Source organism: Streptomyces sp. BE303 (genome assembly GCF_036290945.1).
Lineage (GTDB): Bacteria > Actinomycetota > Actinomycetes > Streptomycetales > Streptomycetaceae > Kitasatospora.
Window position 1 is genome coordinate 220,863 of sequence record NZ_JAQYWZ010000959.1, and the last position, 26,916, is coordinate 247,778.

General features: G+C 76.2%; 23 protein-coding genes. 7 read left to right on the forward strand and 16 right to left on the reverse strand.

The genetic code is table 11. The features are described from left to right. Positions 1-2: 2 nt before the first annotated feature. Positions 3-914 (reverse strand): SDR family oxidoreductase, encoded by a 912-nt coding sequence (locus PUR56_RS41590; protein ID WP_329952806.1) that lies wholly within the window; start codon positions 912-914, stop codon positions 3-5. Beyond that, positions 911-1,528: a TetR/AcrR family transcriptional regulator gene (locus PUR56_RS41595; protein WP_329952807.1), complete on the reverse strand. Its 618-nt coding sequence runs from the start codon at positions 1,526-1,528 to the stop codon at positions 911-913. Before PUR56_RS41595 ends, PUR56_RS41590 begins: the two co-directional genes overlap by 4 nt. Before the next feature lie 227 nt (positions 1,529-1,755). Here PUR56_RS41595 and PUR56_RS41600 point away from each other — a divergent pair, with 227 nt between their 5' ends. Together PUR56_RS41600 and PUR56_RS41605 are read left to right on the forward strand one after the other, a co-directional pair. Continuing rightward, the gene (locus PUR56_RS41600; RefSeq protein ID WP_329952808.1) at positions 1,756-3,639 is read left to right on the forward strand and encodes a molybdopterin-dependent oxidoreductase; all 1,884 of its coding nucleotides are present in this window, start codon (positions 1,756-1,758) and stop codon (positions 3,637-3,639) included. A 124-nt stretch (positions 3,640-3,763) separates the two neighbouring features. Then, positions 3,764-4,447, forward strand: a complete 684-nt coding sequence (locus tag PUR56_RS41605; RefSeq protein ID WP_329952809.1) for a fasciclin domain-containing protein — start codon at positions 3,764-3,766, stop codon at positions 4,445-4,447. A 158-nt stretch (positions 4,448-4,605) separates the two neighbouring features. Here PUR56_RS41605 and PUR56_RS41610 read toward each other — a convergent pair whose 3' ends face one another. Then, positions 4,606-5,082: a MarR family winged helix-turn-helix transcriptional regulator gene (locus PUR56_RS41610; RefSeq protein ID WP_329881136.1), complete on the reverse strand. Its 477-nt coding sequence runs from the start codon at positions 5,080-5,082 to the stop codon at positions 4,606-4,608. Between the two features lie 152 nt (positions 5,083-5,234). On the opposite strand from PUR56_RS41610, the gene PUR56_RS41615 reads away from it, so the two are divergent. Both PUR56_RS41615 and PUR56_RS41620 read left to right on the forward strand, forming a co-directional pair. Beyond that, entirely contained in the window at positions 5,235-5,645 is a 411-nt protein-coding gene (locus PUR56_RS41615) for an organic hydroperoxide resistance protein (protein WP_329881137.1), read from the forward strand. A 233-nt stretch (positions 5,646-5,878) separates the two neighbouring features. Continuing rightward, positions 5,879-6,250, forward strand: coding sequence for a hypothetical protein (locus PUR56_RS41620; RefSeq protein WP_329881139.1), 372 nt, complete (start codon positions 5,879-5,881; stop codon positions 6,248-6,250). An 87-nt stretch (positions 6,251-6,337) separates the two neighbouring features. Here the strand turns inward: PUR56_RS41620 and PUR56_RS41625 are convergent, their stop codons facing one another. The 8 genes from PUR56_RS41625 to sigK all read right to left on the reverse strand — a co-directional run bounded on the left by PUR56_RS41625 (position 6,338) and on the right by sigK (position 13,938). Beyond that, on the reverse strand, positions 6,338-6,988 hold the full coding sequence (locus tag PUR56_RS41625; RefSeq protein ID WP_329952810.1) for a beta-glucanase: 651 nt from the start codon (positions 6,986-6,988) through the stop codon (positions 6,338-6,340). A gap of 161 nt (positions 6,989-7,149) precedes the next feature. Continuing rightward, complete coding sequence (locus PUR56_RS41630; RefSeq protein ID WP_329952811.1) at positions 7,150-7,944, reverse strand: CBS domain-containing protein; 795 nt, start codon at positions 7,942-7,944, stop codon at positions 7,150-7,152. 188 nt (positions 7,945-8,132) lie between these two features. Then, positions 8,133-8,987 carry a DUF1295 domain-containing protein gene (locus tag PUR56_RS41635; RefSeq protein WP_329952812.1) on the reverse strand — a complete coding sequence of 285 codons (855 nt, stop codon included), beginning with the start codon at positions 8,985-8,987 and terminating at the stop codon, positions 8,133-8,135. Next, the gene (locus PUR56_RS41640; RefSeq protein WP_329952813.1) at positions 8,984-10,300 is read right to left on the reverse strand and encodes a cyclopropane-fatty-acyl-phospholipid synthase family protein; all 1,317 of its coding nucleotides are present in this window, start codon (positions 10,298-10,300) and stop codon (positions 8,984-8,986) included. Before PUR56_RS41640 ends, PUR56_RS41635 begins: the two co-directional genes overlap by 4 nt. After that, on the reverse strand, positions 10,297-11,118 hold the full coding sequence (locus PUR56_RS41645; protein ID WP_443034631.1) for a DUF1365 domain-containing protein: 822 nt from the start codon (positions 11,116-11,118) through the stop codon (positions 10,297-10,299). The genes PUR56_RS41640 and PUR56_RS41645 overlap by 4 nt, the downstream gene beginning before the upstream one ends. Beyond that, a complete protein-coding gene (locus PUR56_RS41650) occupies positions 11,115-12,443 on the reverse strand; it encodes an NAD(P)/FAD-dependent oxidoreductase (RefSeq protein WP_329952814.1) in 1,329 nt (442 codons plus the stop codon). The genes PUR56_RS41645 and PUR56_RS41650 overlap by 4 nt, the downstream gene beginning before the upstream one ends. Positions 12,444-12,634: 191 nt before the next feature. Beyond that, positions 12,635-13,381 (reverse strand): anti-sigma factor, encoded by a 747-nt coding sequence (locus PUR56_RS41655; protein ID WP_329952815.1) that lies wholly within the window; start codon positions 13,379-13,381, stop codon positions 12,635-12,637. Next, positions 13,378-13,938, reverse strand: coding sequence for an ECF RNA polymerase sigma factor SigK (gene sigK / locus PUR56_RS41660; protein ID WP_329952833.1), 561 nt, complete (start codon positions 13,936-13,938; stop codon positions 13,378-13,380). The genes PUR56_RS41655 and sigK overlap by 4 nt, the downstream gene beginning before the upstream one ends. A 441-nt stretch (positions 13,939-14,379) precedes the next feature. Between sigK and PUR56_RS41665 the strand changes: the two genes are divergently transcribed. From PUR56_RS41665 to PUR56_RS41675, 3 genes are all read left to right on the forward strand, one after another. Continuing rightward, positions 14,380-15,465, forward strand: coding sequence for a spore photoproduct lyase family protein (locus PUR56_RS41665; protein WP_329952816.1), 1,086 nt, complete (start codon positions 14,380-14,382; stop codon positions 15,463-15,465). A gap of 170 nt (positions 15,466-15,635) precedes the next feature. Continuing rightward, the gene (locus PUR56_RS41670; RefSeq protein WP_329952834.1) at positions 15,636-17,111 is read left to right on the forward strand and encodes an SDR family oxidoreductase; all 1,476 of its coding nucleotides are present in this window, start codon (positions 15,636-15,638) and stop codon (positions 17,109-17,111) included. Positions 17,112-17,450: 339 nt separating this feature from the next. Beyond that, positions 17,451-19,466, forward strand: coding sequence for a hypothetical protein (locus PUR56_RS41675; protein ID WP_329952817.1), 2,016 nt, complete (start codon positions 17,451-17,453; stop codon positions 19,464-19,466). Between the two features lie 62 nt (positions 19,467-19,528). On the opposite strand, the gene PUR56_RS41680 is transcribed toward PUR56_RS41675, so the two are convergent. From PUR56_RS41680 to PUR56_RS41700, 5 genes are all read right to left on the reverse strand, one after another. Next, a complete protein-coding gene (locus PUR56_RS41680) occupies positions 19,529-20,080 on the reverse strand; it encodes a MarR family winged helix-turn-helix transcriptional regulator (protein WP_329881151.1) in 552 nt (183 codons plus the stop codon). A 150-nt stretch (positions 20,081-20,230) separates the two neighbouring features. After that, positions 20,231-22,384, reverse strand: coding sequence for an MMPL family transporter (locus PUR56_RS41685; protein WP_329952818.1), 2,154 nt, complete (start codon positions 22,382-22,384; stop codon positions 20,231-20,233). A gap of 61 nt (positions 22,385-22,445) precedes the next feature. Next, positions 22,446-22,838 carry a hypothetical protein gene (locus tag PUR56_RS41690; protein ID WP_329952819.1) on the reverse strand — a complete coding sequence of 131 codons (393 nt, stop codon included), beginning with the start codon at positions 22,836-22,838 and terminating at the stop codon, positions 22,446-22,448. Between the two features lie 350 nt (positions 22,839-23,188). Further along, the gene (locus PUR56_RS41695) at positions 23,189-23,554 is read right to left on the reverse strand and encodes a hypothetical protein (protein ID WP_329881155.1); all 366 of its coding nucleotides are present in this window, start codon (positions 23,552-23,554) and stop codon (positions 23,189-23,191) included. Positions 23,555-23,780: 226 nt separating this feature from the next. Then, the gene (locus tag PUR56_RS41700) at positions 23,781-26,903 is read right to left on the reverse strand and encodes a phosphocholine-specific phospholipase C (protein ID WP_329952820.1); all 3,123 of its coding nucleotides are present in this window, start codon (positions 26,901-26,903) and stop codon (positions 23,781-23,783) included. Positions 26,904-26,916 lie beyond the last annotated feature (13 nt).

A 26,916-nucleotide genomic window follows, 5' to 3' on the forward strand; every position in this document is an offset into this window, starting at 1 on the left:
CGCTACAGCGGCTCGCCGAGCGGGCCGTGCTCCGCCTCCAGGGCGTCGGCCCAGTGGGCGGCGAAGTCCGGCGTGGTCCCGTCGGCGTCGGTGAACCCGTACTCCCGGTAGAGGCCCCAAGTGGCCAGGGCACGGCCGGTCCTGGCCATCACGTGCGGATCGGCGGCCAGCGCGACGACGGCCCGGCCCAGGTAGGCGGGGGTCTCGGAGTGGGCGAAGTCCGGGTCGGCGGCGGCCCCGTCGCGCCAGTTCTCCTCGCGGACGCCGAAGTGCTCCAGCATCGCCTCCGAGCGGAGGAAGCCGGGGGTGAGGGCGACCGCTGCGACCCCGTGCGGCTTCAGCTCGGCCGCCTGGGCGACGGCGAGCCGGATCACCGACGACTTGGCGAGGTCGTAGAAGAACGAGCCGCGGTAGCGGGCGGTGTTGCCGTCGGTGACCTCCACGACCAGGCCGCTGCCGCGCGCCACCATCAGCGGGAGCGCGTACCGGCTGGTGATGACGTGGGTCTCCACGGCCTGCCGGACCAGCCGCAGGCCGGTGTCCAGGTCCTGCTCCCACAGCGGGTGCTGCCAGTCGGTCAGTGGATCGCCGCCCCAGACGGAGTTGACGAGCAGGTCGAGCCGACCCTCCTGCTCGGCGGCGATCCGGTCGACCAGGGCCCGGACCTCCTCGGGGCGGCTGTGGTCGGTGCGGACCGGGATCCCGGTGCCGCCGGCCTCGGTGACCCGGCGGGCGGTCTCCTCGATGGTCTCCGGGCGGTCCAGCTCGGACCGTCCGGCAGAGCTGGACCGCCCGGTGACGTAGACCGTGGCCCCGGCCGCTCCCAGTTCGACGGCGATCCCCCGCCCGCCGCCCCGGGTGCCTCCGGCGACCAGGGCGACCTTCCCCGCGAGCGGCTGCGTGTCGTGCGTCATGATCCCTCCGTCTCGGTGCCGCCCCACGACGGCGTGCGGGGCGACAGCAGGGTGTCGATCTCCCGTTCGATCCGCTGCGGCAGCGTGCCTTCGCGGTCCAGGGCCCAGGCCAGTCCGGCGCCGGCGGCGACCGCCTGGACGGATCCGGCCATCGCCGCCGGGTCGGTCCCCGCGCGCAGTTCGCCCGCGGCGACGGCCTCGGCCAGGAGCCTCTCCAGCGCCTCGCGCTGCTTCCGGTGGACGGCCAGGGCGTGCTCGCGGAGCGTCGGGTCGGTGAGGTCCGCACAGAGGAACGCCAGGTGGTTGGCGTAGCCGTCCGGCGTCTCCATGGCGGCCGTCGAGTCCACGGCCAGCGCCGTCAGCGCGGCCAGCGGTGAGGTGTGCTCGGCCGACAGTTCGCCGTAGCGCGCCTCCGCCTCCCGGACGGAGTGCTCGGCCAGCGCGACCAGCAGGCCGCGCTTGGAGCCGAACCGTTGGACGAGGGTGGCCGGCACCAGCCCGACCTCGCCCGCGACGGCCGCCAGGGTCAGCCCGGCGGGGCCGACCCGGCCCATCACCTCCACCGCCGCACGCAGGATCACCGCGTCGTCGACGCCTCTCGGTCGACCGGCCACCGGCCACCTCCACCATTAGTAAATGAACGTTCGTTTATTATGCCTGAACGGCGCCTCCGACGGAAGCGGAAGCCGCCCGGCACACAGCGCCAAGAAGCTGTAGGAGCCTCAGGAGGCCCCTGGGGCCGCAGAGTTCCCGGGGGTCGCTCCAGAGGTCCCGATTCACCCGATCGGGTGAGTGTGCCGATCTCACCCATCCGCCACGGCGGCTGGGCCGAATGCGCGGTGTGAGCAACACGACGAGCACCCGAGGGATCCGGCCGCCGGGCCGCGACCGCGACGCGAGCGGCGAGGCGCGCGACGCGGTGCACGGCGGAGCGCCCGGCGGAGCGGAGGGAAGCACCCGCGGCCCCGGCCGGACAGCGGTTCCGATGCTGTGCGGCCTCGCCGCCGCAGCCGCCGCCGTCGGGGTCGGCGAGGCCGTGGCCGCGTTCGGCCGGCCGGCGGCGGCGCCCGTGCTCGCGATCGGCTCCACCGCCATCGACCTCGCCCCCACGGCGGTCAAGGAGTGGGCGGTGCGGTCCTTCGGCACCGCCGACAAGACGGTGCTGCTGTCCGGGATCCTCACCGTGCTCGCCGTGCTCGCCGCCGCACTCGGACCGGTCGCGGCCCGCCGCCGCGCCCTCGGCATCCTCCTTCCGGTCGGCTTCGGCGCCCTGGGGGTCTGGGCGGCACTCGCCCGGCCGGACGCCGGACCCGCCGACGTGCTACCGTCGTCGGCCGCCGCACTGGCCGGGGCCGCCGTACTCCTCGCGCTCCTGCGTCGCAGGCCCGCCCCGCCGGTCCGGTCCGTCCCGCAAGCGCGGGCCGGCGACGGACAGGGCCGGGCAGGCGACGGCGGAGACGCAGCGGACGACGGACGGACCGACGGACGCGGCGGCGAGCGGGGCGGAGAAGGGACCGGCACGGCGCGTGAGGGGTCCGGCGCCGAGCAGGACTCCGAACCGGACCCCGATCAGGACACGGACCGGGAGAGGGCGGACGGCCACGGCCCCGACCGGGCACGCGACACCGCCACGGCCGCCGGACCCGACCCCGCACCACCCGCCCGCCGGACCGTCCTCGCCGCCGGCGCCGTGATCGCCGTCTCCGCAGGACTCGCAACCGGGGGCCGGACGCTGTCCGACCGCCGCAACGACGTCACCACCGCCCGCCGCGCGGTCCGGCTCCCGGCACCGGCCCGCCCCGCGCCGCCGCTCCCGGCCGGCGCCGACCTCCGGCTCCCCGGAATGCCGGGCTTCCGGACCGGGACCGCCGACTTCTACCGCGTCGACACGGCGCTCGCACTGCCCCGGATCGACCCGCGCGACTGGGCCCTGCGCATCCACGGCCTCGTCGACCGACCGCTTCTCCTCGACTTCGACGACCTGCTCGCGCTGCCTCTGGACGAGTTCGACCACACGCTGTCCTGCGTCTCCAACGAGGTGGGCGGCCCGTACGTCGGCACCACCCGCTGGCTCGGCGCCTCCCTGCCCGGCCTCCTCCGCCGGGCCGGTGTGCGCGCCGGGGCGGACCAGCTGCTGGGCACCTCGAAGGACGGCATGACCATCGGCACCCCGCTGGACCCGGTGCTGGACGGCCGCACGGCGCTGCTGGCGGTCGCGATGGACGGCGAGCCGCTGCCCGTCGAGCACGGCTTCCCCTGCCGGACGGTGGTGCCGGGCTTCTACGGCTACGCCTCGGCCACCAAGTGGCTGGTCGACCTGGAGGTCACCACCTTCGCCGCCCACGACCCGTACTGGGTGCGGCGCGGCTGGGACCGCACCGGCGAGGTGCGCACGGCCTCGCGGATCGACGTTCCCGCCGCCTTCGCCCGCGTCCCGGCCGGGGACGTCACGGTCGCCGGCACCGCCTGGGCCACCCACCGGGGCGTCGCCGCCGTGGAGGTCCGCGTCGACGGTGGCCCGTGGCGGCAGGCGTCACTCGCCGTCGACGCCGGTCCCGACGTGTGGCGGCAGTGGAGCCTGCGCTGGACGGGCGCCGCGCCCGGCACGCACCGCCTGGAGGTGCGCGCCACCGACGCCGCCGGCGCCGTCCAGGACGAGGCCCGCCGACCGCCCTACCCGTCGGGGGCGACCGGCTGGCACAGCACGGTCGTCACCGTCGTCTGAACCACTCCCCGGCCGCCCGAACGGCGGCCCCACCCGACCCCCACCGTCCCAACCCCGGTCCCCTGCGGGACCACCTCGACCGTCGCCGGCAACCGGCCGGCACACCTCACAGAAAGTCCGTCCGATGAACCCGATCCTGAGCCGCAAGCCCGTCACCGCCCTGCTCGCCGCCGGCCTCCTCGCCGCGGCCCTCTCCGCCTGCGGCAGCGACGACGGCACCAAGGCGTCCGACACGGCCAAGTCCGCCGCGCCCGCGACGACCGCCGCCGGCTCCACGTCCGCCGCCACCAGCCCCGACCCGGGGATGGGATCCCCGGCCGTCCAGGCGGCGGCCGGCCGGCCGTTCGGTGCCGCGTGTTCCGCCGTGCCGAAGGACGGCGCCGGCTCCTTCGACGGGATGGCACAGGACCCGGTCGCGACCGCCGCCTCCAACAACCCGCTGCTGTCCACGCTCGTCACGGCGGTGAAGCAGGCCGGCCTGGTCGACACGCTCAACTCGGCGAAGAACATCACCGTGTTCGCGCCGACCAACGACGCCTTCGCCAAGCTCCCGAAGAAGGACCTCGACGCCGTCCTCGCCGACAAGGAGAAGCTCACCAAGATCCTCACGTACCACGTGGTCCCGCAGCGCCTCGCCCCCACCGCGCTGACCGGCGGCCACAAGACCCTGGAGACCCACGACGTCACGGTGACCGGCGCCGTCCCGGAGTTCACCGTCAACGGCGCGGCCAAGGTCCTCTGCGGTGACGTGCAGACCGCCAACGCGACGGTCTACATCGTGGACACCGTCCTGATGCCCGCCTCCTGACGGGTCCCCACCGACCGCGGTCCCCGGCCGACACCCCCCGGCCGGGGACCGCTGCCGTGCGCCCGCGCCCGGCTGCGGCGACCGGCCGCCGCAGCCCGGCCGGACTGCGGTGGCCGGTCGGACGTCGCTGCCGGACGTCGGTGCCGGTCAGCCCTCGGTCACCCCTCGGTCAGGTCGGGGACGGCCGCGTCGAGGGCGACGGTGACCCGGTCGAGCAGGGCCCGGAGTTCGGCGAGGTCGTCGACCGGAAGGCCGGTCGCGGTGAGGAGGCGGCGCGGCACCTGACCGGCCCGCTCGCGCAGGGCGGCGCCGTCCTCGGTGAGGCTGACGGTGACCGATCGCTCGTCCTCCGGGCTGCGCTCGCGGCGCACCAGGCCGGCCGCCTCCAGCCGCTTGAGGAGCGGGGACAGGGTGCCCGAGTCCAGCCGGAGGCGCTCGCCGATCCGTTTGACGGGCAGCTCGCCCTGTTCCCAGAGGACGAGCATGACCAGGTACTGCGGGTAGGTGAGCCCGAGGTCCTTGAGCAGCACCCGGTAGACGCCGCCGAAGGCGCGCGAGGCCGCGTTCAGCGAGAAGCAGATCTGCTGGTCGAGGCGGAGCAACTCGGCGTCCGGCCGGTCGGGGAGCGTGGTCATGTCTCCATGGTAGCGATGCCTCCCACGCCATTGAGTTGTGCGCAACTTAATTGCGTGCTCTACTTGTCCTCGTCGGGACGCCCGGAAACGGCAGCCGACCCGACACCGGGACACCTAAGACACCGACCACAGCAGGACGGAAGGAACGGACCATGGACGCGCTCTACACCGCAGCCGCCACCGCGAACGGCCGGGAGGGCCGCACCGTCAGCTCCGACGGCCGGCTGGACCTCGCCCTGGCGATGCCGCCCGCGCTCGGCGGCAACGGCGAGGGCACCAACCCGGAGCAGCTGTTCGCCGCCGGCTACGCCGCCTGCTTCGCGAGCGCGCTGGGCCTGGTCGGCCGGCAGTCGCGGGTCGACACCGGCGAGGTCTCGGTGACGGCCGAGGTCTCCATCGGCAAGGACGGCGCCGGGTTCGGCCTCTCGGTGGTCCTCCGGGTCGAGCTGCCCGACTCGCTGGCGGGCGAGACCGGCGAGCTGCTGGTGAAGCAGGCGCACGAGGTCTGCCCCTACTCCCGCGCCACCCGCGGCAACATCCCGGTCGAGCTCGTCGTCGAGTAGCCGGGCGGGGCCTCCGCAACGGGGCCCCGGAGCGCCGACACCCAGAGGCGCCGCAGCCCCCGGGGCACACCGCCGCGAAACGCGGTGACGCGGGGAACGGGACGCAGGGAACGGGACGGGCCCGCCGCACGCGAGTGCGGCGGGCCCGTCGGCATGCCGGCACCCGTCACCCACCGCCACCGCCACCGCCGGGGCGCTGCCCGCCCGGGCCCGGAGGGGTAGCGTGGCAACCCATGAACCACCACCCACCGGCCGACGACCGCGAGCGCCAGGTCGCGGCCGGGGTGCTGCTCCGCTACCAGGACCCGCAGCCGCACCCGACCCTGCGCCACTCCCCCGTCAGCTACGTCTCCACCGCGCTCTGGTTCGAACTCACCGCCCTCGCCATCGCGCCCGCCGCGGCCGCCCCGACGGCGCACGCACTGCTGCGCACCATCGCCGCCGACGCGGTCGACGCCGCGCTCGCGCCCGGCAACGAGGGAGCCCCGCGGGACGATCTGTACGTCGCGTACCCGGCGTACATCGGCCCGTACCGCCGGGTGGTCTGGTTCCAGCGCTCGGGCCCGCGCGGCCTGATCACGGCGATGTTCCCGCCCGAGTCCTGACCCGCGGACGACGCCTCCCGACGCCTCGCGGCACAGCCCGACGGCTCGCGGCACGGCTCGACACCCGCCGCTTCACCGCCTCGCCGCTCAGCGCTCGACGCGGAGGCTGTGGCAGACCCAGCTGAGCCGGTCCGGCCCGAGGACCGGCGGCCGGTCGTGGTAGGTCCCGTCCGCGACCGAGAGGTTGACGATCAGGAAGGCGTGCCAGTTCGGCCCGACACCGCGCCGGTCGGCGTGGATGAGCGTGCCGTCGACGAACCAGTCCACCGAGTGAGCGCCGAAGACGGTCCGCAGGTCGAAGGTCGCGCCGGGGGCTATCCCGGCGTCGGCGCCGTGCCAGTACCGGTACCCGCCCCGGACGTGGTTGGAGATCTCCAGCAGGTCGGGGTGGTTCGGGTGGTACTCGAAGACGTCCACCTCGCTGCCACCCTCCCGCCAGGTCCAGATCGCGGGCCAGGCGCCCAGCTCGACGGGCAGGGTGACCCGCGCGGTGAGGGTGTCACCGGTGCGGGCCTGGAAACCCTCCGGGCTCCCCTCGGTGGTCAGCAGGTTGCAGGTCCACAGGTCACCGCCGTGCCGCCGGGTGGCGGCGAACACCCCTCCGGGGCAGTGGGCGCGGCTGAGGAAGTCGAGTTTGTGATCGCCCCGGTTGGTCGGCCCCATCCGGGGATAGGCGCTGCTGCGGCCCGCGATCCACTGGCTGGTCGATGTGAAGTCGGCGTCGAACACGACGGCCACGGTTGCCTCCCCGGTGCCCCGGCGGCGCGGCGGCCGGATACCGCCGCACACGGAGAGTGATTTACCCGGCACGAAGCGCAGTATGCGAACCGGAGGCTCCGGGTCCAGACCTGGCGCCCCCCGGTCGGGGCGGGGCGGGCCGGGTGCGCCGGCGCACGGGATCAGCCGACGGGCGTGGGCGCACCACTACCGCGCGCGTTGCCACCGCGCACGCCCCTACCGGCGGACACGGATCCGCCACCGAAGGGCCCGTCGCCGACCGGCGGCTCCCCGGAGGGCTCGTCCCCGGCGGATTCACCGTTCGCCGGCTCGCCGCCGAAGGTCTCGGCGCTCAACCGGTCGGTGACCGAGACGACGCCGTCGACCGAGCGGCACAGGTTCAGCACGATCGGGATGAGGTGGGGCTCCGGCACGGTGCCGCTGAGCACCACCCGGCCCTGGTCCACCTCGATGCCGACCTCGGCCGGGCTGACGCCCTCGACCACGCCCAGCACCTCCTCGACGATCTCCCGGCGGATCACCCGGTCCTCCCGCAGGAAGACCCGGAGCAGGTCGCCCCGGCTGACCATCCCGAAGACCCGGCCGTCCTCGTCCAGCACCGGCAGGCGCTTCACCCCGTGCCGGCTCATCAGCCGGGCCGCCGCGACCACGCTGGTGTCGGGGGTCGTGCAGACGGCGGGGCCGGTCATCAGGTCGACGGCCGTCACCGCGCCGCCGGGACCGGTGCGGGAGAACTCGGGGGGCGGCAGCAGGCTGCCCTGGTCCTCCTGCGCGGCCAGGGTGAGCAGCAGGTCCGCCTCGGAGACGATGCCGAGCGGCCGGCCGTCCCCGTCCACCACCGGCACACCGGTGATGTCGTACTCGGTCAGCAGCGCGACGATCTCCCGGAAGCCGGTCTCGGGGGCGATCCGGACCACGGGGGTGGTCATCACTGATGCGACGTTGGCGTGGTGCACGCCGGTTCACCTCGTCCACGAGCGTCGTTCGGCCGGACAGCCGGACGTCCGGCCGGTACACCTGGAGCATCTCCCCCGGGCGGGGGAACCGCCAGGGGCCAAGGGGCTGACAGCCGGGGACCAATGGCCCTGCCATCGAACGTACCCCGAACGGGCCGGAAGCGGGGCCTGCTTCCGGCCCGGATCCGTCAGCGCGCCGGTCCGGTCGGGCGGGTCCGCCGCGGCGGGCGCGGCAGGAAGGAGCTGGTCCGGGCGGCGTACGCGGCCCAGCCCGGCTTCGAGGCGCCGAGCTGGCGCTCCAGCATCGGCCGCCCGCTGCCGTAGGCCAGCAGCCAGGTCATCAGCAGCGGGCTGCCCGTGAACGCCCAGCCGACGGCCGTGTCGGCGCCGAGCAGGAACAGGCCCCACCAGACGCACGCGTCGCCGAAGTAGTTCGGGTGCCTCGTCCAGCCCCACAGTCCCCGGTCCATGATCCGGCCGCGGTTGGCGGGGTCCGCGCGGAACCGGGCGAGCTGGTGGTCGCCGACCGCCTCGAAGGCCAGGCCGACCGCCCACAGGGCGGCGCCGGCCCAGACCACCGGCCCGGGTGGTCCCGGGAGGTACCCGGCCGCCTGCACCGGCAACGAGACGAACCAGACCAGGGCCGCCTGGAGGAGGTAGACCTTGCGCAGCGCGTAGCCGGTGCGGCGCTCGGCCGGGACCCGGCCGAGCATCCGCTCGTAGCGCGGGTCCTCCGGTGCGCCACGGGCGCGGCGCGCGAGGTGGACGGCCAGCCGGACGCCCCAGACGGTGGTGAGTCCGGCCGCCAGAGCCCGCCGTACCGGATCGCCGTGGCCGGCCGAGAGGCCGAAGCAGGTGAGGGCGACGGCGGTGAAGGCGAGGCCCCAGGCGACGTCCACCACGCGGTGCCGGCCGGTCCGGATCCCGACCGCGGCGGCGACGGCCATGACCGCGAGCGCCGCACCGGCCGCGCCGGCGGTACCGACCGCGAAGGCCGACAGGTCCCCGAGGCCGGCGGCGCCCTGGGAGGCCGCCGCGTTCATCGGTCGCCCCCGGCCTCCCGGCGCGGCGGCGGGACCTCGCCGGGCCGGGTGAAGAGCAGCTGCCGCACGTCGAGGTAGCCGCTGCGGAAGCCGGCCTCCGAGTAGGCCAGGTAGAACTCCCACGTCCGCCGGAACACCTCGTCGAAGCCGAGGTCGGCCACCTCCGCGGCCCGGTCCGTGAACCGCTCGCGCCAGAGCCGCAGCGTCTCGGCGTAGTGCGGGCCGAAGCCCGCGGAGTCGGCCAGCAGCAGTCTGCTGTGGCCGGCCGCCGCCTCGCCCAGGGCCCGGACCGAGGGGATCAGCCCGCCGGGGAAGACGTACTTGAGGATCCAGGTGTAGGTGTCGGCGGCGGCCGTCATCCGCTCGTGCGGCATGGTGATCGACTGGACGGCGGCCCGGCCGCCCGGCACGAGGGCGCGGTCGAGGGCGCGGAAGTAGTCCGGCCAGAACCGCCTCCCGACCGCCTCGACCATCTCGACGCTGACCACCGCGTCGTACCGGCCCTCGGCCTCGCGGTAGTCGCACAGCCGCACCTCGGCCCGGTCGGCGAGCCCGGCTGCGGCGATCCGGTGGCGGGCGAGCACCAGCTGTTCCCGGGAGAGGGTCAGGCTGACGACCGTGGCGCCGCGGGCGGCGGCGCGCAGGGCCAGTTCGCCCCAGCCCGTGCCGATCTCCAGGACCCGGCTGCCCGGCCCGACGGCCGCCAGGTCGAGCAGCCGGTCGATCTTCCGGTGCTGGGCCGCCGGGAGGTCCGGCCGGGTGGCGTGCGGGGCGCCGTCGGGACCGGTGGGGAAGAGCGCCGAGGAGTAGGTCATGGTCGGGTCGAGGAAGAGCGCGAAGAGGTCGTTGGAGAGGTCGTAGTGGCGGTGGACGTTCTGCCGCGCGTTGTCGGCGGTGCCGAGGTCGTGGGCCGGCCGGCGCCGGCACACCAGGGGCCGCAGCAGGGCGGTGCCGGGCGGGACCAGGGCGGCGGGGTCGGCGGCGAGCGCCGTGAGCAGCCGGACCAGGTCGGGCGAGTCCCACTCCCCGGCCTGGTAGGACTCGCCGAAGCCGATCAGCCCGGCGGCACCGATCCGGTGCAGGAAGGCCTCGGGGTGGTGCAGCCGCAGGACCGGGGCGTCGCGCGGCGCCGGGACCGGCAGGCGGCCGCCGGGCAGGTCGACGCGCACGCCGCGCAGCCGGGCGGCCCGGCGGAGCAGCCGGCCGGCGACGGCGGCTCGCACCGGGCTGTGCGGGCGGGCGGCGACGTCCGGCCAGCGGAGCGGGTCGACGGCCGCGGGCCGGACGGCGGGTGGGTGGGCAGGGGCGGTCACGGCAGGTGCGCCTCTCGTCGGTCGGGTCGGTGGGCGGGCGGCCGGGGGCGGTCCGGACGCGGGTGGACGGGCAGTCCCCGCAGCAGCAGCCGGATGCCCTGGAACCGGATGTGCGCGCTGACCGCGTAGGTGGCCAGCGGGTGCCGGAGGGCGGCGCGCAGGACCGTCCACGCGGTCGCGGGGACGCGGGTGCCCCGCACGGTGGCGGTGAACGCGCGGCCGGCGGGCAGATCGAGGTGGACGGTGAGGCGGAGCCGTTCGTCCGGCTCCGGCAGGTGCAGCCGGTAGGCGCCGTCGACGGGGAAGAACGGCGAGACGTGGAACTCCTTGGCGGCGGTCGCGGCGCCGTCCTGGTCGGGGCGCAGCAGGTAGCGGTGGGCCTGCCCGTAGGTGTTGCGCACCTCGGCGACGGTGCAGACCGGGCGGCCGGTCCGGTCACGGCACCAGTAGACGGTGAGGGGGTTGAAGACGTGGCCGAGCGAGCGGGCCTGGGTGAGCATCAGTACCTGCCCGCCGTCGAGGTGGATCCCCCGGCCGGCGAGGTAGGCGTCCAGGGTGCGGCGCAGGCCGTGCCGGGGGTCGCCGGGGTGGTCGGCGGCGCGGATCGCGGCCAGGGGGCGCAGCGGTGCGGGGATCCGGGGCGGGTGGTCGAGGTCGGTGAGCCACAGACGGGTCCGGTGGTGGAAGGCGTGCCGGAGCGGGGTGGTCCGGACGTGGGTGATGCGGCACTCGTACAGGGCGGCGCCCCAGGGCCCGGGCAGCGGGACGGCGGCGGCGGGGCGGGGCTCCGCCGGGCGGGTGCGGGCGGGCCCGGTCACGGCGCCGCCGCCCCGAGCAGGGCGCGGGCCGCGGCGAGTCCGGAGCGGCAGCCGTCCTCGTGGAATCCCCAGCCGTGGTAGGCGCCGGCGTAGGCGGTGCGGGCGGTGGTGAGCTCGGGCAGCCGGCGCTGGGCGGCGACGGTTTCGGTCGTGTAGAGGGGGTGCTCGTAGACCGTCCGGGAGACGACGAGGGCCTCCGGGACGGGCTGGTGCAGGTCCTCGTTGAGGGTGACCAGGTAGTCCTCGGGGGTGTCGAGTCCGAGCAGGCGGTTGAGGTGGTAGCTGACCCGGGCCGTCCCGGAGCGGCCGTGGCAGTCGGGCGTCAGGTAGTTCCAGGAGGCGCGGGCCCAGACGGCGCGGGGCAGGTGCCCGGCGTCGCGGTGGAGCACGGTGGGGTTGCGGGAGTACCGGAACGCGCCGAGCACGCGGCTCTCGGCCGGGGTCGGGTCGCCGAGCAGGCGCAGCGCCTGGTCGGCGTGGGTGGCGACGACCACGGCGTCGGCCTCGGTGCGGCGTCCGTCCTCGGTGGTGACGGTGACGCCGTCGGGGTGGCGGTGGACGGCGCGGACGGGCGCGCCGCGGTGGACGGCGGCGGTGCGTTCGGCGATCCGGTCGACGTAGGTGTGCGAGCCGCCGACGACGGTGCGCCAGGTCGGGGAGCCGGTGACGCCGAGCAGGCCGTGGTTGTCGAGGAAGGTGAAGAGGTAGCGGGCCGGGTAGTCGCCCGCGAGGTCCGGGGCGCAGGACCAGACCGACGAGACCAGCGGGCGCATGAAGTGGGCGGCGAAGTAGCCGGTGAAGCCGCCCCGGTGGAGGAACTCGGCGAGGGTCGGCTCGTCGCCGGGCGGGCCGGCGAGCAGGCGGCGGGCCCGGCGGTGGAAGAGCGGGATCTCGGCGAGCATCCTCAGGTAGCGGCCGCGCAGCAGGCTGCCGGGCTGGGCCAGCAGACCGGCCGGGCCGCGCGCTCCGGCGTACTCCAGGCCGCAGCCCCCGCACCTGACGGACATGCTCATGTCGCTCTCGCGCGTGCGGACGCCGAGTTCGGCGAAGAGCCGGGTCAGCTCGGGGTAGGTGCGCCGGTTGTGCACCAGGAAGCCGGTGTCGAGCGGCACGGTCCGGCCGTCCAGGGCCTTGACGTGCTGGGTGTGGGCGTGGCCGCCGAGCCGGTCGGCCGCGTCGAACAGCTCGACGTGGGCGCCGCCGCGCCCGAGCTCGTACGCCGCGGTGAGACCGGCCACCCCGGCGCCGACGACCGCGATCCGCCGGCGGTCGCCGGTTCGCGGCGGTCCCACGGTGGCCGTCCTGCGGGTGACTGCTCCGGTCATGTGCACTGGTGTCCTCTCGGGCTCACCCGTCGTGTCCGGGCCGGCCGGACGTCGGGTTCACCCGTGCTTCGGAGCCGCCGCCCGCCCGGATTGGCCCGGCCGGGGACCGGAGCCGAACCGGACCGCCGGGCGGCGGTGAAGGGCCGCCGCCCCTCGTGGACGAACGGGGCGGCGGCGGTCCCGGGCCGTCGTCAGACGAACGGCAGCAGCATGACCGGGGCCCCGGTCGGGTGCGGCGAGCCACCGGCGGGTTCGACCGTCACACCGACGCCGGCAGCCCCGGCGATCGGACCGTCGAGCAGCACCGCGCCGGTGCCCGCGGGCAACAGCCCGGCCGGCCGCATGGTGCCCGCGTCGTCGAACCAGAGCTCGTACGTCCGGTCCGGCGGCAGCGCGGGCATGCCGGCCGCCAGCAGCCCGGCCCGGCCTCGGCTCTCCGACCAGACCACGGTGGCCTTGCCCGTCCCCGCCGTCGCCGAGGTGGTCCGGACGTCCGGCGCGGTGAACAGCGAGCCGAGGGCGGCCTGCTGCTCGACCAGCCGGTCGGCCCGTGCCCGGGCCTGCCGCGCCTCGTCGTGCTGGTGGACGGCGACCCCGCCGAGCGTGGCGGCCACGGCGACCGAGGCCGCCAGCGCGAGCTTCGGCCAGTGGCGGCGCACCCGACCGGCCCGGCCGGGCCGCGCCACGGCGGCCCGGGCGGGCGGCGGGACCTGACGGACGGAACCGATGCCGCTCATCACCCGCGCCTTGAGCTCCGGCGCCGGGGTCACCGTCTCGGCCGCGCCGAGACGCGCCAGGGTGGTCGCGAACTCGGCGACCTCCTGGGCGCACGACGCGCACCGGGCGAGGTGTTCCTCGAAGGCCTCGCGCTCCGGATCCGGCAGCGCGTGCGCCGCGTAGGCGCCGGTCAGCGTGTGAAGGTCCGCTCCGGTCGTCATGACGCCACCCCCAAGCAGTCGCGGAGGCGGATCAGGCCGTCCCGCATCCGGGTCTTCACCGTGCCGAGCGGGGCGGAGAGCAGGTCGGCCACCTCGCGGTAGGACAGGCCGCGGTAGTAGGCGAGCGTGACGGCCTCGCGCTGCAGTTCGGTGAGCGCGCGCAGGCAGCGCCGGACCAGCTCGCGCTCCAGCCGGTTCTCGACCTGCTCCGCCACCTCGTCGAAGGCGGGCGTGTGCGACCGGGCGGCGTCCCGCCGGTCGCGGTCGGCCGCCGCCTGGGCCGCACGCACCCGGTCCACGGCGCGCCGGTGGGCCATGGTCAGCACCCAGGTCATCACCTCGCCGCGCTCCGGCTGGTAGCGGGCGGCCGTCCGCCAGACCTCCAGCAGGACCTCCTGGGCCACCTCCTCCGACTGTGCCGCGTCCCGCAGCACCCGGCGGACCAGGCCCAGGACCGGGCCGGCCACGGCGTCGTAGAGGGCCGAGAAGGCGTCCTGGTCGCCCCGGGCGGTCCGGGCCACCAGGTCCCCGAGGTCCGGACCGCGCCGTCCGGGCATCGGCAGGGGCACGACGCTGCTCACGCGGCCACCCCCGGTCGCGTGGCACGGACGGGCTGGCCGCCCGGTGGGCGGTTGGTCGGCATCGTTCCTCCAGTGCCCCGGCGGCGCGGGGGCGGCCGGGACGGTCGTACGGTTGGGGCACCGGGTCTTCGAGGCCGCGTGCCCGGTGGATTGCCCCGACTTTCCGGAACGGCCTTCCCGCTTCCCGGCGCGACGCGGCGGGCGGATCCGTCCAGGCCCCGAGGGGACGCACGGCGGTCCGGCCCGCCACGGCCCGCCACCGGCCGTCCGGACGGGCCCGCACCGGACGGGCCCGCGCCGGGCGGACCGAAACGCACGGGCGGACCTGACCGGACAGACCCTGCGGGGCCGGACCCGTCCACGGGGGCGCCGGCTCCGAAGATCGAACAGCATCACCCTGTCAGGAGGTCCCCGCCCGTGCCACCCGCCGTCAGGCCGCCCCGGCCGCCCCAGCCCTTCGACATCCGCTACGTCTACGCCGAGCCCGAGGCCGCCGCCTCCGTCCGGGGCCGCGAGGTGCTGGCCGGCTTCCCGGAGGCCGAGGTGATCGAGGTGCCCTCGCACTGGCAGATCCCGCACCTGCACGGCAACGCCGGCAACGTCGAGCGGTGGGCCCGGATCAAGCGGGAGGTCCTGGTGCTCGGGGTGAAGAAGTCGCTGGCGGCCCGGCCCAACGGGCGTTCGGCCGACTGGATCGCGCCCAGCTCCGCCAACGGCTGCGCCCTGGCCTGCGCGTACTGCTACGTCCCCCGCCGCAAGGGCTACGCCAACCCGGTCACGCTGTTCACCAACATCGACAGGATCATCGGGTACCTCGCCGGGCACGTCCGGCGCCAGGGCCGCAAGCCCGCACCCAACCAGTGCGACCCCGCCGCCTGGGTCTACGACATCGGGGAGAACAACGACTGCGCGGTGGACGCCCTGCTCTGCGAGAACACCGCCGACCTGGTCCGCGCCTTCCGGCACTGGCCGACCGCCAAGGCCTCGTTCGCCACCAAGTGGGTCAACCCCGCGCTGCTCGACCTGGACCCGCGCGGCCGGACCCGGATCCGCTTCTCGGTGATGCCCCCGGCCGACGCGCGGCTGCTCGACGTCCGCGCCGCACCCGTGCCGGACCGGATCGCGGCGACCGGCGACTTCCTCGCGGCCGGCTACGAGGTGCACTTCAACCTGTCGCCCGTCGTGCTGCGCGCCGGCTGGCAGGCCGACTGGGCCGAGCTGCTGCGCCGGATGGACGACACCCTGCCCGCGGCGGTCAAGGCGCAGGCGGCGGCGGAGATCATCATGCTGACCCACAACCGCGCGCTCCACGAGGTCAACCTCGGCTGGCACCCCCGGGCCGAGGAGGTGCTGTGGCGCCCCGCCCTCCAGGAGCCCAAGCGGTCGCAGAACGGTGACCTGAACGTCCGCTACCGCCTCGGGACCAAGGCCGCCGCGCTCGACGAGCTGCGAACGCTCATCGGGCGGCACGCGCCCTGGTTGCGCGTCAGGTACGCCTTCTGACCCCTGTCCCCGCCCTCCCGGGAGCCACCGTGAACGCCGCCGACAGCACCCCCGCCGACCCGCGATCCACCGGCGGCACCGGCCCCGTCGGCGGCGGGACCACCGCCGACGCCGCCGACCCGGCCCCCGACCCCGCCGACGGCGGCCGGAGCGCACCCGGCCGGCTCTGCCTGGTCACCGGCGCCACCGGCTACATCGGCGGCCGGCTGGTACCGGAACTGCTCGCCGCCGGGCACTCCGTCCGCTGCCTGGCCCGCGACCCGGGACGGCTGCGCGACCACCCCTGGCGGGCCCGGGTCGAGGCCGTCGCCGGGGACGTCACCCGGCCGGAGAGCCTCGCGGACGCCTTCGCCGGCGTCGAGGTCGCGTACTACCTGGTGCACTCGCTGGGCACCGGCCCCGGCTTCGAGGCCACCGACCGGGACGCCGCCCGGGCCTTCGGGCAGGCGGCGGCCCGGGCCGGCGTGCGGCGGATCGTCTACCTGGGCGGGCTCGTCCCCGCCGGGGTGGACCCCGACCGGCTCTCTCCGCACCTGCGCTCGCGCGCCGAGGTCGGCCGGATGCTGCGGGAGAGCGGCGTACCGACGGCCGAACTGCGGGCCGCCGTGATCATCGGCTCCGGTTCGGCGTCGTTCGAGATGCTCCGTCACCTCACCGAACGGCTGCCGGTGATGGTCACCCCCAGCTGGGTGGACACCCGGATCCAGCCGATCGCCGTCCGGGACGTGCTGCGGCTGCTGACCGGGTCGGCCACGCTGCCCCCCGAGGTGAACCGGGCGTTCGACATCGGCGGCCCGGAGGTCCTGACCTACCGCCGGATGATGGAGCGCTACGCCGCCGTCGCCGGGCTGCCGCGGCGGCTGATCGTCGCCGTGCCGGTCCTGACGCCCCGCCTCTCCAGCCACTGGGTCGGCCTGGTCACACCGGTGCCGAACCGGATCGCCCGCCCGCTGGTGGAGTCGCTGCGGTACGAGGTGGTCTGCGCGGAACACGACCTCGTCCGCTACCTGCCGGACCCTCCCGGCGGCGCCACCGGGTTCGACGAGGCGGTCCGGCTGGCGCTGCGCCGGATCCAGGACGCGGAGGTCGTCACCCGCTGGTCCTCCGCCTCCCTGCCCGGGGCGCCCAGCGACCCGCTGCCCACCGACCCGGACTGGGCGGGCGGGAGCCTCTACGAGGACGTCCGGGAGCTCCGGGTGGACGCCGGACCGGCCGCCCTCTGGCGGGTGGTGGAGGGCATCGGCGGGGAGAACGGCTGGTACTCCTTCCCCCTGGGCTGGGCACTGCGCGGCTGGCTGGACCGGCTGGTCGGCGGGGTCGGCCTGCGCCGGGGCCGCCGGGACCCGTACCGGCTGCGGGTCGGCGACTCGCTGGACTTCTGGCGGGTCGAGGAGCTCGTACCGGGCCGGCTGCTGCGGCTGCGGGCCGAGATGCGGCTGCCCGGCCTCGCCTGGCTGGAGCTGTCGGTCGGTCCCGACGGGGACGGCAGCCACTACCGGCAGCGGGCGCTGTTCCACCCGCACGGGCTGGCCGGGCACGCGTACTGGTGGTCGGTGGCGCCGTTCCACGCCGTGGTCTTCGGCGGCATGGCGCGCCGGATCACCGAGCGGGCGCAGCTGGAGGGCACCCAGGGCCACGGCGGGTGAGCCGCCACCCGGCGGGACGGGCACGGACGGCTCCCCCGATCGGCGCAACCATCACATGATCGACTCGTTGGACCCTCCGCCACCATCCATCTCACGGCTCGGGAGGGCACGTTGCTGCGACGGAACGCCGGCGGACCGGCCCGGCCGGACGAACCCGCGGGACCTGACCGGATCCGGCGACCGGGCCGCGTCCGGGGCGGGACCGGGGGCCGCAGCGGGAGCCGGCGGCCCGACCGGGACCCGCAGCCCGGGAGGCCGGTGCGGCCGGGACCCCACCCGCAGCCGGACGGCCACCCGCAGCCGGCCCGGGAGGGGCGACCGGGCGCGTCCCCTCGACCGGTGGCACTGGCCGAGGCGGCGCTGGTCCGGCACTACCGCCGACTGGTCCGGCTCGCCTACCTCGCCCTGCCGGCCGACCGGGACCGGCACAGCCGGGTCCTCGCCGCGCACACCGCCGTCCAGCACGCCCTGCCGTACCGTCGCACGCGGCCCGTCGACCCCGCAGATGCCCCCGACGAGCCCGGTGCCGACCCCGTCGACGGCGGGACGGCCAAGGACGGGACGGCCGACGGCGGGGACCCGCTGTACGACGCCCTCCGGCTGACGGTGCTGCGCGCCGCCCTGCGCCCGCGCCCGGCGGGCCGGCTGCTGGCACCACGGGTCTGGGGACTGCGGCTGTTCACGCCGACCGGCGGCGAGGAGGACGCGGCACTCGACCGGGCCCTCGCCGAGACCGGGGCGCCCGTCCGCGCGGCGTTCGCGCTGCTCGCCGTCGAGGGGGTCGCCCCGGGCCGGGCCGCCGCGGTGCTGCAACGCGCCGGGGTCGACCACCCCGACGGGGCCGTGGACCGGGCCGCCCGGTTGCTCGCCGAGCACGGGTCCGCCGCGGACGCCGGGGGCACGGCGGGGCCGGCCGCCTTCGACCCGTGCGCGGTCCGCGTCCAGCCCACCGACCTGATCCGGCGCCGCCGCACGCTGGGCGCCGTGCTCGCCGTCGCGGCACTGGCGCTCACCACCACGGCGGCCGTCCTGGGCGCCCCCGCCGACGACCGCGCCCCGGCCGCCCGCGCCCTGCCGGGCCCGCCCGCGGGCGACGCGGCCGGACCGGCCGGGGCCGCGACGACCGACCCGGCCCGGCTGGTCCGGGTGGCCGCGGACCGCTGGCGGCGCACCGCCCGGATCGACCTCTCCGCCTGGCCCGTCCGGGGTGACCGCCTCGCCGACGCCGCCCTGCTCGGCCGGGCGCTCACCGCCTGGGCCCAGCCGGGCCCGCAGCGCCGGGCGGAACCGGGCACCGTCGCCGCCCCGCCGGCCGGACCGCCCCAGCTGCTGTTCGCCGGCACCGTCGACGGCGCCGCCGTCGTGGTGCTGTTCGACGGCCGGACGCTGGCCCGGTGGACCGACGGCCGCGGCGGCGGGCTGGACCTCGCCCGGGCGGACGGCTCCTCGGTCACCACGGCGGCGGTGGTGCTGCGCCGCCGGGGCGCCACCGCCCGCTACCTGCTCGCGCCCTGGGTCGAGGCGGCCGACAGCCGCCGGCTCGACCAGCCCGACTCCCCCGCCCGCCCGGTGGACCGGTCGGACGGCGTGACCGCGGCGCTGTCCGCACCGGACACGGCGCCGGCCGTCTCCCCGACCGCCCGGCCGACGGGTACCTCGGCGGCCTCACCGCCCGGCGCCCCCGCCGTCCCGCCGGCCGCCGGACCGGGAACCGCCACCTGTCAGGGCGCCACCGTGCTCCAACTGCGTTCCTCCCCGGCGATCGCCGAGAAGCACGCCTTCCTCCTCGCCGACGTCGGCGGTCTCCTCCCCGCCCACCTCACCTACACGCCGCCGCCGGACCGGACCCAGCCCGCCGGGTCACCGCGCGAGGCGGTCGGCCCGGACGCGCTCCGGGCCTGGGCGCGCGCCGGGTGCGCCGCGCCGGACGGCACGCCCGGCGTCCGGCAGGTCAACCTCTGGACCTTCGCCGTGCAGCAGCTGCCGCAGAACGCGGGGACGGCGGCCTGGGTCTGCCTGCGCGCCGACCGCTGGGACGGCGAGGGCAGCGCCGCGACCGCCGTCCTGCTGCCCGGGGCCAGGACGGCGCAGCGGACCGGCGGCGGGCCCGGCCGGGCGTGCAGCCGGTTCGAACAGGACACCGTCGGCTGGACGTGGTGGCGCTCCCCGCAGGGCACCGAGTACCTGCTGGCCGCCGGAAGCCGCCGGACCGCCCGGATCGCCGTCAAGGGCCCCGACTGGTCGGCCGACCGGCCGGCGCCGGACCGCGCCGTCGCCGTCGAACGCCCGGCCCGGAGCGCCGTCACCGTGGAGGCCGTCCTGGACGGCGGGGCCCGGATCGCCCCTCCGCGCTGATCCCGGCCCGCCGTCCGGCCCCCGGCCTCCCGGCCGGGGGCCGCCCGGGGGCCGGGGGCCGTTCAGCGCGAGTGCCGCAGCTCCTCCAGCTCGCCGGTGATCCGCCCGAGGAAGCGCGCCACGGCGGCCAGCTCGTCCGGGGTGAACTCCCCCCGTACCTCCTCGGTACGGCGCGCGACCGGCGCGAACCACTCGGCCGCCATCCGTCCCGCGCCCGGCAGGTAGTGCACCACCACGAGCCGGCGGTCGGCGGCGTCCCTGGTCCGCCGGACGTGCCCGGCCCGCTCCAGCCGGTCCAGGACGGCGGTGACCGCCCCGGAGCTGAGGCCCAGTTCCTCGCCGAGCCTCCCGGGGGTGATCCCGCCCGGGTCGCCGCCCGGCCCGGGCGCGGCCCGCATGACCGCCAGCAGCGCCTGGACGTCGGTGGTGTGCAGACCGCTGGCGGCGGCGAAACCGTGGCCGAGCAGGTTCATCTCGGAGGCGAGGTCCTGGAGCAGCCGGCCGAGCGCCGGGGTGCCGGGCGAGGAGCGGTCGCCGGCCGAGGGGTGGTCACCGGTCGGCGCCGTGCCGGGCTCCGGCCTCTCCCGCCCCTGCTGTTCCTCTTGCTCGGGCAAGGGCTCTTCTTCCGGTCGGGTACGAGCCGGTACGGGGGTTGCCCGGCGTACGGGGTGACAATCCGTTCAGCCTAACGGTGCCGCCCCGGCGCACGCTCTCGGACGCGCGCCGGGGCGGCCGGGGGGTTCCGCCTCCCGACGGGCCCGCCGTCAGACCCGTTCCACCGTCGGATCCTGCGTCGCCGGACGCGAGGCCGGCCGGCCGATCCGGGCGGGCCACCAGACGCGGTCGCCGAGGTCCCGGACCAGCGCCGGCACCAGCAGCGAGCGCACCAGCAGGGTGTCCAGCAGCACGCCGAAGGCCACGATGAAGGCGATCTGGGCGAGGAACGCCAGCGGGATCACCCCCAGCGCGGCGAAGGTCGCGGCGAGCACCACGCCCGCCGAGGTGATCACCCCGCCGGTGGCGGTGAGCCCCCGCAGCACCCCCTCCCTCGTGCCGATGCGCAGCGCCTCCTCCCGGACCCTGGTCATCAGGAAGATGTTGTAGTCGACGCCCAGCGCGACCAGGAAGACGTACCCGTAGAGCGGCACCGACGGGTCGACCGCGGAGAAGCCGAAGACGTGCGGGAACACCACCGCGCTCACACCGAGCGTCGCCAGGTAGGAGAGCCCCACGGTGGCGGCGAGCAGCACGGGCGCGAGCAGCGAGCGCAGCAGCAGGACCAGCACGGCTAGGACGCAGAGCAGCACCACCGGGGTGATCAGTGTGCGGTCGTGGTCGGCGGTGACCCGGGTGTCGTACTGCTGGGCGGTGTACCCGCCGACCAGCGCGTCCGCGCCCGGGACGGCGTGCACGGCCTGCCGCAGGCGCTGCACGGTGGCGATCGCCTCGTCGCTGTCGGCCGGGTCCCCGAGCGTCGCCTCCAGGCGGACCCGGCCGTCCACCACCAGCGGCGGGCCGCCGGGGGCGCCGGCGGTGACGGTGCGGACGGCGGCCACGCCGGGGACGGCGGCGGCCGTGGCGACCGCCTCGGCCCGGTCGGCGGCGGCGATCACCACGGCGGGGTTCCCGCTGCCGCCGGGGAAGTGCGCGGAGAGCAGCCGCTGGCCGGCCACGGAGGGCTGGGCCTTGACGAACAGTTCGGTCTGCGGGACGCCGCCCGCGTCGAGTCCCGGGGCGAAGGCGGCCAGTGCGGCGAGGACGGCGAGGCTGCCCGCCCACAGGGCGCGCGGGCGGCGGGCGACCAGCGCCGCGATCCGCCCCCAGACGGCGTGCACCGGTGGCCGGCCGTCGGCGGCGGGCCGCGCCGGCCAGTAGGCGGCGCGGCCGGTCAGCACCAGCGCGGCGGGCAGGAAGGTGAGCGCGGAGAGTACGGCGCAGCCGATGCCGATGGCGCCGACGGGACCGAGGGCCCGGTTGTTCGTGAGGTCGGAGAGGAGCAGCACCAGCAGACCGAGGGCGACGGTGGCACCGGAGGCGGCGATCGGTTCGACCGACTGCCGCCAGGCGGTGCGCATGGCCGCGAACCGGTCGCCGTGCAGGTGCAGCTCCTCGCGGAAGCGGGCGGCGAGCAGCAGGCCGTAGTCGGTGGCGGCGCCGATGACCAGGATCGACAGCAGGCCCTGGATCTGGCCGTCGACGGTGACCAGGTCGTGGTCGGCGAGCAGGTAGACCAGCGCGCAGGCGACGCCGAGGGCGAAGACCGCGCCGAGGATGACCAGGAGCGGCAGCAGCACGCTGCGGTAGACGGCGAGCAGGATCAGCAGCACGACGCCGAGGGCGACGCCGAGCAACAGGCCGTCGATGCCGGCGAAGGCTCCGCCCAGGTCGGCGAGGATGGCGGCCGGCCCGGTCAGGCCGACGGTGGTGTCGGGTACCCGGGCGGCGAGGTCGCGGACGGCCCGGACGGTGTCCGCGGTCTCCCGGCCGAGGTCGGCGCGCAGCTGGACGACGCCCTGGAGGGCTCGGCCGTCCTCGGCGGGGACGGCGGGCGAGACCCGTCCGGTGGCTCCGGGCAGGGCCGCGGCGGCCCGGAGGGCCTGCTCGGCGGCGGCGCGGCGGGTGTCGTCGACGGGGCCGGTGCGACTCTCCCAGACGATGACGACCGGCATCGCGTCGGTGGTGCGGAACGCCTCGCCGAGGCGCGCGGCCTCGGTGGACTCGGCGCTGCGCGGCAGGAAGGCGGCGCGGTCGTTGGTGGCGACCTCCCCGAGCCGGCCCGCGTACGAGCCGAAGGCCCCGCCGAGGCCGAGCCAGACGACGAGCAGGGCGAGCGGGACCAGCAGGCGCAGGCGCCGCCGGCCACCGGGGGTGACGGGGGACGGCGCGCTCGGCGGGGCGGCGGGACGGGCAGTGGGCATGGCGGGGCGCCCTCCGGACAAGGGGCGGGTGGTGGACAGCCCGCATCCTATCTCTCGATCATCAAGAGACTTGACGCATGGAGAGATCCCGGCCGGACGTCAGCAGGCCGGCGACGGAGAGTGCGCCCCAGCCGACCGAGACCGCGACCGCCATCACGCGGTGCCGGCGGGTCGGGAGGGCGGTGGCGAGCAGGGCGGCGTCGCCGAAGTCCGAGGCGATCCGGACGGCCGTGGCGGCGCGGAGCGCCGAGTCGTTCGGCGCCAGCGCCATGGCGAGGCCGCAGGCGGCGTCGCGGAAGGCCAGCGGGCGCACGCACGCGGCGACGGCGGCGGGGACCGAGCCGTCCGGCGCGGTGAGGCCGGACGGGCGGGCGAGCAGGGCGGGGCGGCGGGCGACGGCGAGACCGTAGACGGCGGTGGCGGCGCCGGTGAGGCGGAGCAGGCGCTGGTTCATGGCGGGACCTCCCGGGTCGGCGACAGAGGCGCTCGGGGCTGGTTCGGGGGCGGTTCGGGGGCGGATCAGGGGCGAGTCGGGCTGCGCGGCACGCAGGCCCACCCGGCGGTTCGGAGCGGCGGGCCGCCCGGACGGGTCGGATCGCCGGCCGTCCGGACGGACCGGAGCCCGCTGCGGCCCGTCCGGAGCAGTGTCCCCCGGCGCCGCGCCGTCCGGGCTGCAACCACGTCGCCCCGACCCGGCCCCCGACCCGGCCCGGGGCGGCCCGGCGCGGGCCGGTCCGCCCCGGACAGGCGACGGCCCACCGGTCCCGCACCGGTGGGCCGTCGCCGCTCGCACGCGGGCGGTCGTCAGGCGATGCGCTTGAGCTGCCAGGAGTTGTTGTTGAAGCTCGGGGTGACCGAGTAGCGGCAGCTGCTGCTGTAGAAGGCGCTGACCTCGACCCAGCCGGACGGCGGCAGCGCCGAGGAGCAGACGTTCACGGTGGTGCCGATCGGGTAGCCGGTCAGCTGCATGATCCTTCGGCTGTTCGGGTTGAAGCCCGGGCCGCAGGCGTAGCTGTTCCACCACTGGACGTCGGCCCAGCCGCTCGGGGTGAACTGGCTGTTGCAGACGTCCTGGGTGTCGCCGGGGGCGGCGTGCGCGGTGGTCGCCGTCAGGGTGAGCGCGGCGGCGGCGGCGCCGAGGGTCAGGGCGGCGGCGCGGAGACGGGACACGAGGCGGCTCCTCTCGCGGGTGCGGGCGGTCCGCACCGGCCCCCCTTTCCTACCGGTGAGGGGGCGGCTGCGGACAGTGACTTTCCGGTCCGGTCCGCCGCGCCCCGGGACGGGTTTCCGCCTGTTGACAGCGCCCGGCGACGGCGGACGGCCCGCCCGCGCCCCGGGGCGGGGGTGCGGACGGGCCGTCGGGCCCGCGGCCGGGAAGCCGGCCTGCGGGGAGAGGTCAGCCGGTGATGGGCTTGGTGTCGAGACGGACGTGGTCGACGGCCCAGAACCAGTTGTTGCCGGCGTCGTACATCCGGAACTTCAGGGTGACCGTGCGGGCGCCCGCCGGGACGGCGAACTTCCGGGTCACGAAGGTGTTCTGGACGTCCTTGCCGGCGTTGTCGTTGCCGGTCGCGTCCGAGCTGTAGTGGACCAGCCGGACCTCGGAGCCGTCGTCGAACACGGCGCTGACCGCGGCCTTCTGCGGCGCCTCCTGGCGGTAGTGCGAGTCGAAGGCCAGGTGCAGGGTCGTGGTGCCGGCCGGGACGGGCACGGCGGGCGAGACCAGGGTGGAGTCGAAGACGCCCTTGCGCGACGGCGAGCCGGTGTCGTCCCAGTCGTCCGGGTCGGCGACGGCCAGGATGCCGAGGCCGCGGGTGAAGTTGCCGCGGTCCTGGCCGGCCGGGGTGGACCAGGCGCGCTTGGTGTGGAAGGTCCAGCCCTGGAGCCGGGTGGTGCCCTGCGGCATCGCCGGCGCGTTGACCACCGACCAGCCCTGCGGCGCCTGCGGCGTCCAGCCGAGGACACCGGAGATCGGCTGGAGCGCGCCGGCCAGCGACTCGAAGTCCTCGCCGAGCAGGTGGCCGGCCATCACCGGCGCGGTGCGGGCGGCGATCTCGCCGTCGGCGACGGCGAACCGGTTGTCGGCCAGCGCCCGGGCGGTGACCAGGATCCGGTGGGTGGCACCGTCCGGCAGCTGGGCCGGCGGGGTGACGTCCCACTCCGCGGTGGCGGTGGCGCCCGCCGCGAGCGCGGCCGGCGGCGCGGTGACGGCGGCGACCGTCCAGCCGGCCGGGACGACCGGCTGCGCCTCGATCGAGGTCAGCGCGGCGGTGGCGGTGAAGCGCGCGGTGACCCGGGCCGGGCGGCCGGGCAGCAGGATCGCCTCGTCGATGGTGGTCGACGCGGCCTTGAGGGCGACGTCCAGCGCCAGCGGGTCGGTCAGGCCCATCGCCGGGTCGGTGAACAGGTGCTCGCCGTCCCAGGGGAAGCGGCCGGCGATCCGGCGGCGGAAGGAGACGTCGCCGCGCAGGCCCACCGCCACGTCGTACCAGCCCTCGGGGCCGACCTTGACGTTGACGGTCTTGTCGTCGCCGGCCGCGACCCGGACCTCGCGCAGCCCGTCGCCGTAGGCGAGGTCGCCGACCAGGAAGGTCTGGGCGGTGCGCGAGCGGTTGATCACGTCCACCTCCAGGACCTTGCCGTTCTGCTCCTCGGAGAGCGAGATCTCGTAGGTGGAGGCGAGGTCGCCGCGCAGGTGCCAGAAGGCGCCGTTGGGGCCGTGCACCCGCAGGTCGTAGCCGTCCTGGCCGACCGTCCACACGTCGGAGAGGCGGCTCTTCGCGCCGACCGTGTAGTGGCGCGGCGCGGCACCGGGGGCGGGGTAGACGGCGAAGACGGCGCCCTGCTTGCCCTGGTTGACGAAGTCGACGGTCAGCTGGTCGCCCTTCAGCCGGGGCTTGACCAGCAGGTTGTACGGGGCCGGGCGGGCCGCGCGGGTGCCGCGCTGCTGCTGCGGGAACGTCTGCGGGTTGGGCACGGTCGGCGCGGGCAGCTTGCCGGTGTCGACGACCTTCTGCCGGTTGCCGCTGGTGTCCGGCAGCTGCGGCCAGCGCGGGTCGCGCCCCGAGAAGTCGAAGAGGTTGGTGAGGTCGCCGCAGACCGACCGGCGCCAGGGGCTGATGTTGGGCTCCTGGATGCCGAAGCGCTGCTCCAGGAAGCGCAGCACCGAGGTGTGGTCGTAGACGGTGGAGTCCACCACGCCGCCACGGGTCCACGGCGAGACGACGATCATCGGCACCCGGACGCCGAGGCCCATCGGGTACGGGCCGGAGACCAGGGTCTCCCCGGCGGGCAGCGTGTCGGACCAGGCGAGCGAGCCGTCGGCCGCCTTCACCCGGTACTTGCCCTCCTGGCTGACCACCCGGTGGTAGGTGGAGCCGCCCTTGCTCACCCGGACGACCACCTCGCCGTCGACCGACACGGTGGACTTGCCGCGGCCGGCGGCCAGCGGCGGGACGGGGGGCAGCTGGTGGTCGAAGAAGCCGCCGTGCTCGTCGTAGTTGAGGATGAAGACGGTCTTCTCCCACACCTCCGGCTTGGCGGCCAGCGCGGCCAGCAGCCGGGCCGTCAGGTGCTCGCCGTTCGGCGGGGCGTAGTTGGCGTGCTCGGAGAGCGCGGCGGGGGCGACGATCCACGAGACCTGCGGCAGCGTGTCGGCCTGGATGTCGGCGGCGAAGGCCTCGACCAGGGCGTCGCCCATCGCGAACGGGTCGCTCTTCTTGGCCGGGTCGCCGACGGCGCGCATGCCGCGCTCGTACAGCGGCTCACCGGGCTTGGCCTTGACGAAGGGGGCGAACCAGGCGAGCGCGTTGTCGTCGAAGTTGTCCAGCGCCTGGTAGGTCTTCCAGCTGATGCCGGCCCGCTCCAGCCGCTCGGCGTAGGTGGTCCACTCGTAGCCGCCGGGGATCTCGGTGTTGTCGGTCACCGGGGTGTCCCGTACGGTGCCGCCGCTGGTCCCGGTCATCAGGTGCTCGCGGTTGGTGTTGGTGTTGCACTGCACCGACGCGTAGTAGGCGTCACAGGTGGTGAACACCGAGGCGAGCGCGTTGTAGAACGGCATGTCGGCGGACTCGTAGTAGCCCTGGCCGAGCCAGCCGCCGGAGCGGCGGGTGACCGAGCCGTCGGCGCGGCCGTCGTTCCAGGCGTTCATCGAGTCGACGAAGCCGAACGCGGGGGCGCCCTGCTGGTACGCGTTGGTGTGCGCGGCGTTCATCGGGAAGGGCAGCAGGTGGCCCTCCTTGCGGCTCGGGTCGGGCTGGTGGAACACCGAGCGCCCGTTGACCCCGCGCACCGCCGTCCGGTCGCCGAAGCCGCGCACGCCGGGCAGCGTGCCGAAGTAGTGGTCGAAGGCGCGGTTCTCCTGCATGAACACCACGACGTGCTGGATGTCCGCCAGGCGGCCGGGCTTGGCCGGCGCGGCCAGCGCCTCGCGGACGCTGAGGGGGAGGGCGGACAGCACGGCGGCGGCCGCCGCGCCACCGAGCAGGGTGCGGCGCGACAGTTCGGGCTTCGGACTCATCGGGGGTGACTCC

Bases quoted from the DNA above. Each gene is read 5' to 3' on its own strand.
- sigK (WP_329952833.1), bottom strand. From the start codon at position 13,938: ATGCCCGGACGGCGCGGTCCGGACCTCGGGGACCTGGTGGCCCGGACC.
- PUR56_RS41620 (WP_329881139.1), top strand. From the start codon at position 5,879: ATGAACCACCACCCACCGGCCGACGACCGCGAGCGCCAGGTCGCGGCC.
- PUR56_RS41590 (WP_329952806.1), bottom strand. From the start codon at position 914: ATGACGCACGACACGCAGCCGCTCGCGGGGAAGGTCGCCCTGGTCGCC.
- PUR56_RS41690 (WP_329952819.1), bottom strand. From the start codon at position 22,838: ATGAACCAGCGCCTGCTCCGCCTCACCGGCGCCGCCACCGCCGTCTAC.
- PUR56_RS41650 (WP_329952814.1), bottom strand. From the start codon at position 12,443: ATGACCGGAGCAGTCACCCGCAGGACGGCCACCGTGGGACCGCCGCGA.
- PUR56_RS41615 (WP_329881137.1), top strand. From the start codon at position 5,235: ATGGACGCGCTCTACACCGCAGCCGCCACCGCGAACGGCCGGGAGGGC.
- PUR56_RS41610 (WP_329881136.1), bottom strand. From the start codon at position 5,082: ATGACCACGCTCCCCGACCGGCCGGACGCCGAGTTGCTCCGCCTCGAC.
- PUR56_RS41635 (WP_329952812.1), bottom strand. From the start codon at position 8,987: ATGAACGCGGCGGCCTCCCAGGGCGCCGCCGGCCTCGGGGACCTGTCG.
- PUR56_RS41685 (WP_329952818.1), bottom strand. From the start codon at position 22,384: ATGCCCACTGCCCGTCCCGCCGCCCCGCCGAGCGCGCCGTCCCCCGTC.
- PUR56_RS41605 (WP_329952809.1), top strand. From the start codon at position 3,764: ATGAACCCGATCCTGAGCCGCAAGCCCGTCACCGCCCTGCTCGCCGCC.
- PUR56_RS41655 (WP_329952815.1), bottom strand. From the start codon at position 13,381: ATGACGACCGGAGCGGACCTTCACACGCTGACCGGCGCCTACGCGGCG.
- PUR56_RS41700 (WP_329952820.1), bottom strand. From the start codon at position 26,903: ATGAGTCCGAAGCCCGAACTGTCGCGCCGCACCCTGCTCGGTGGCGCG.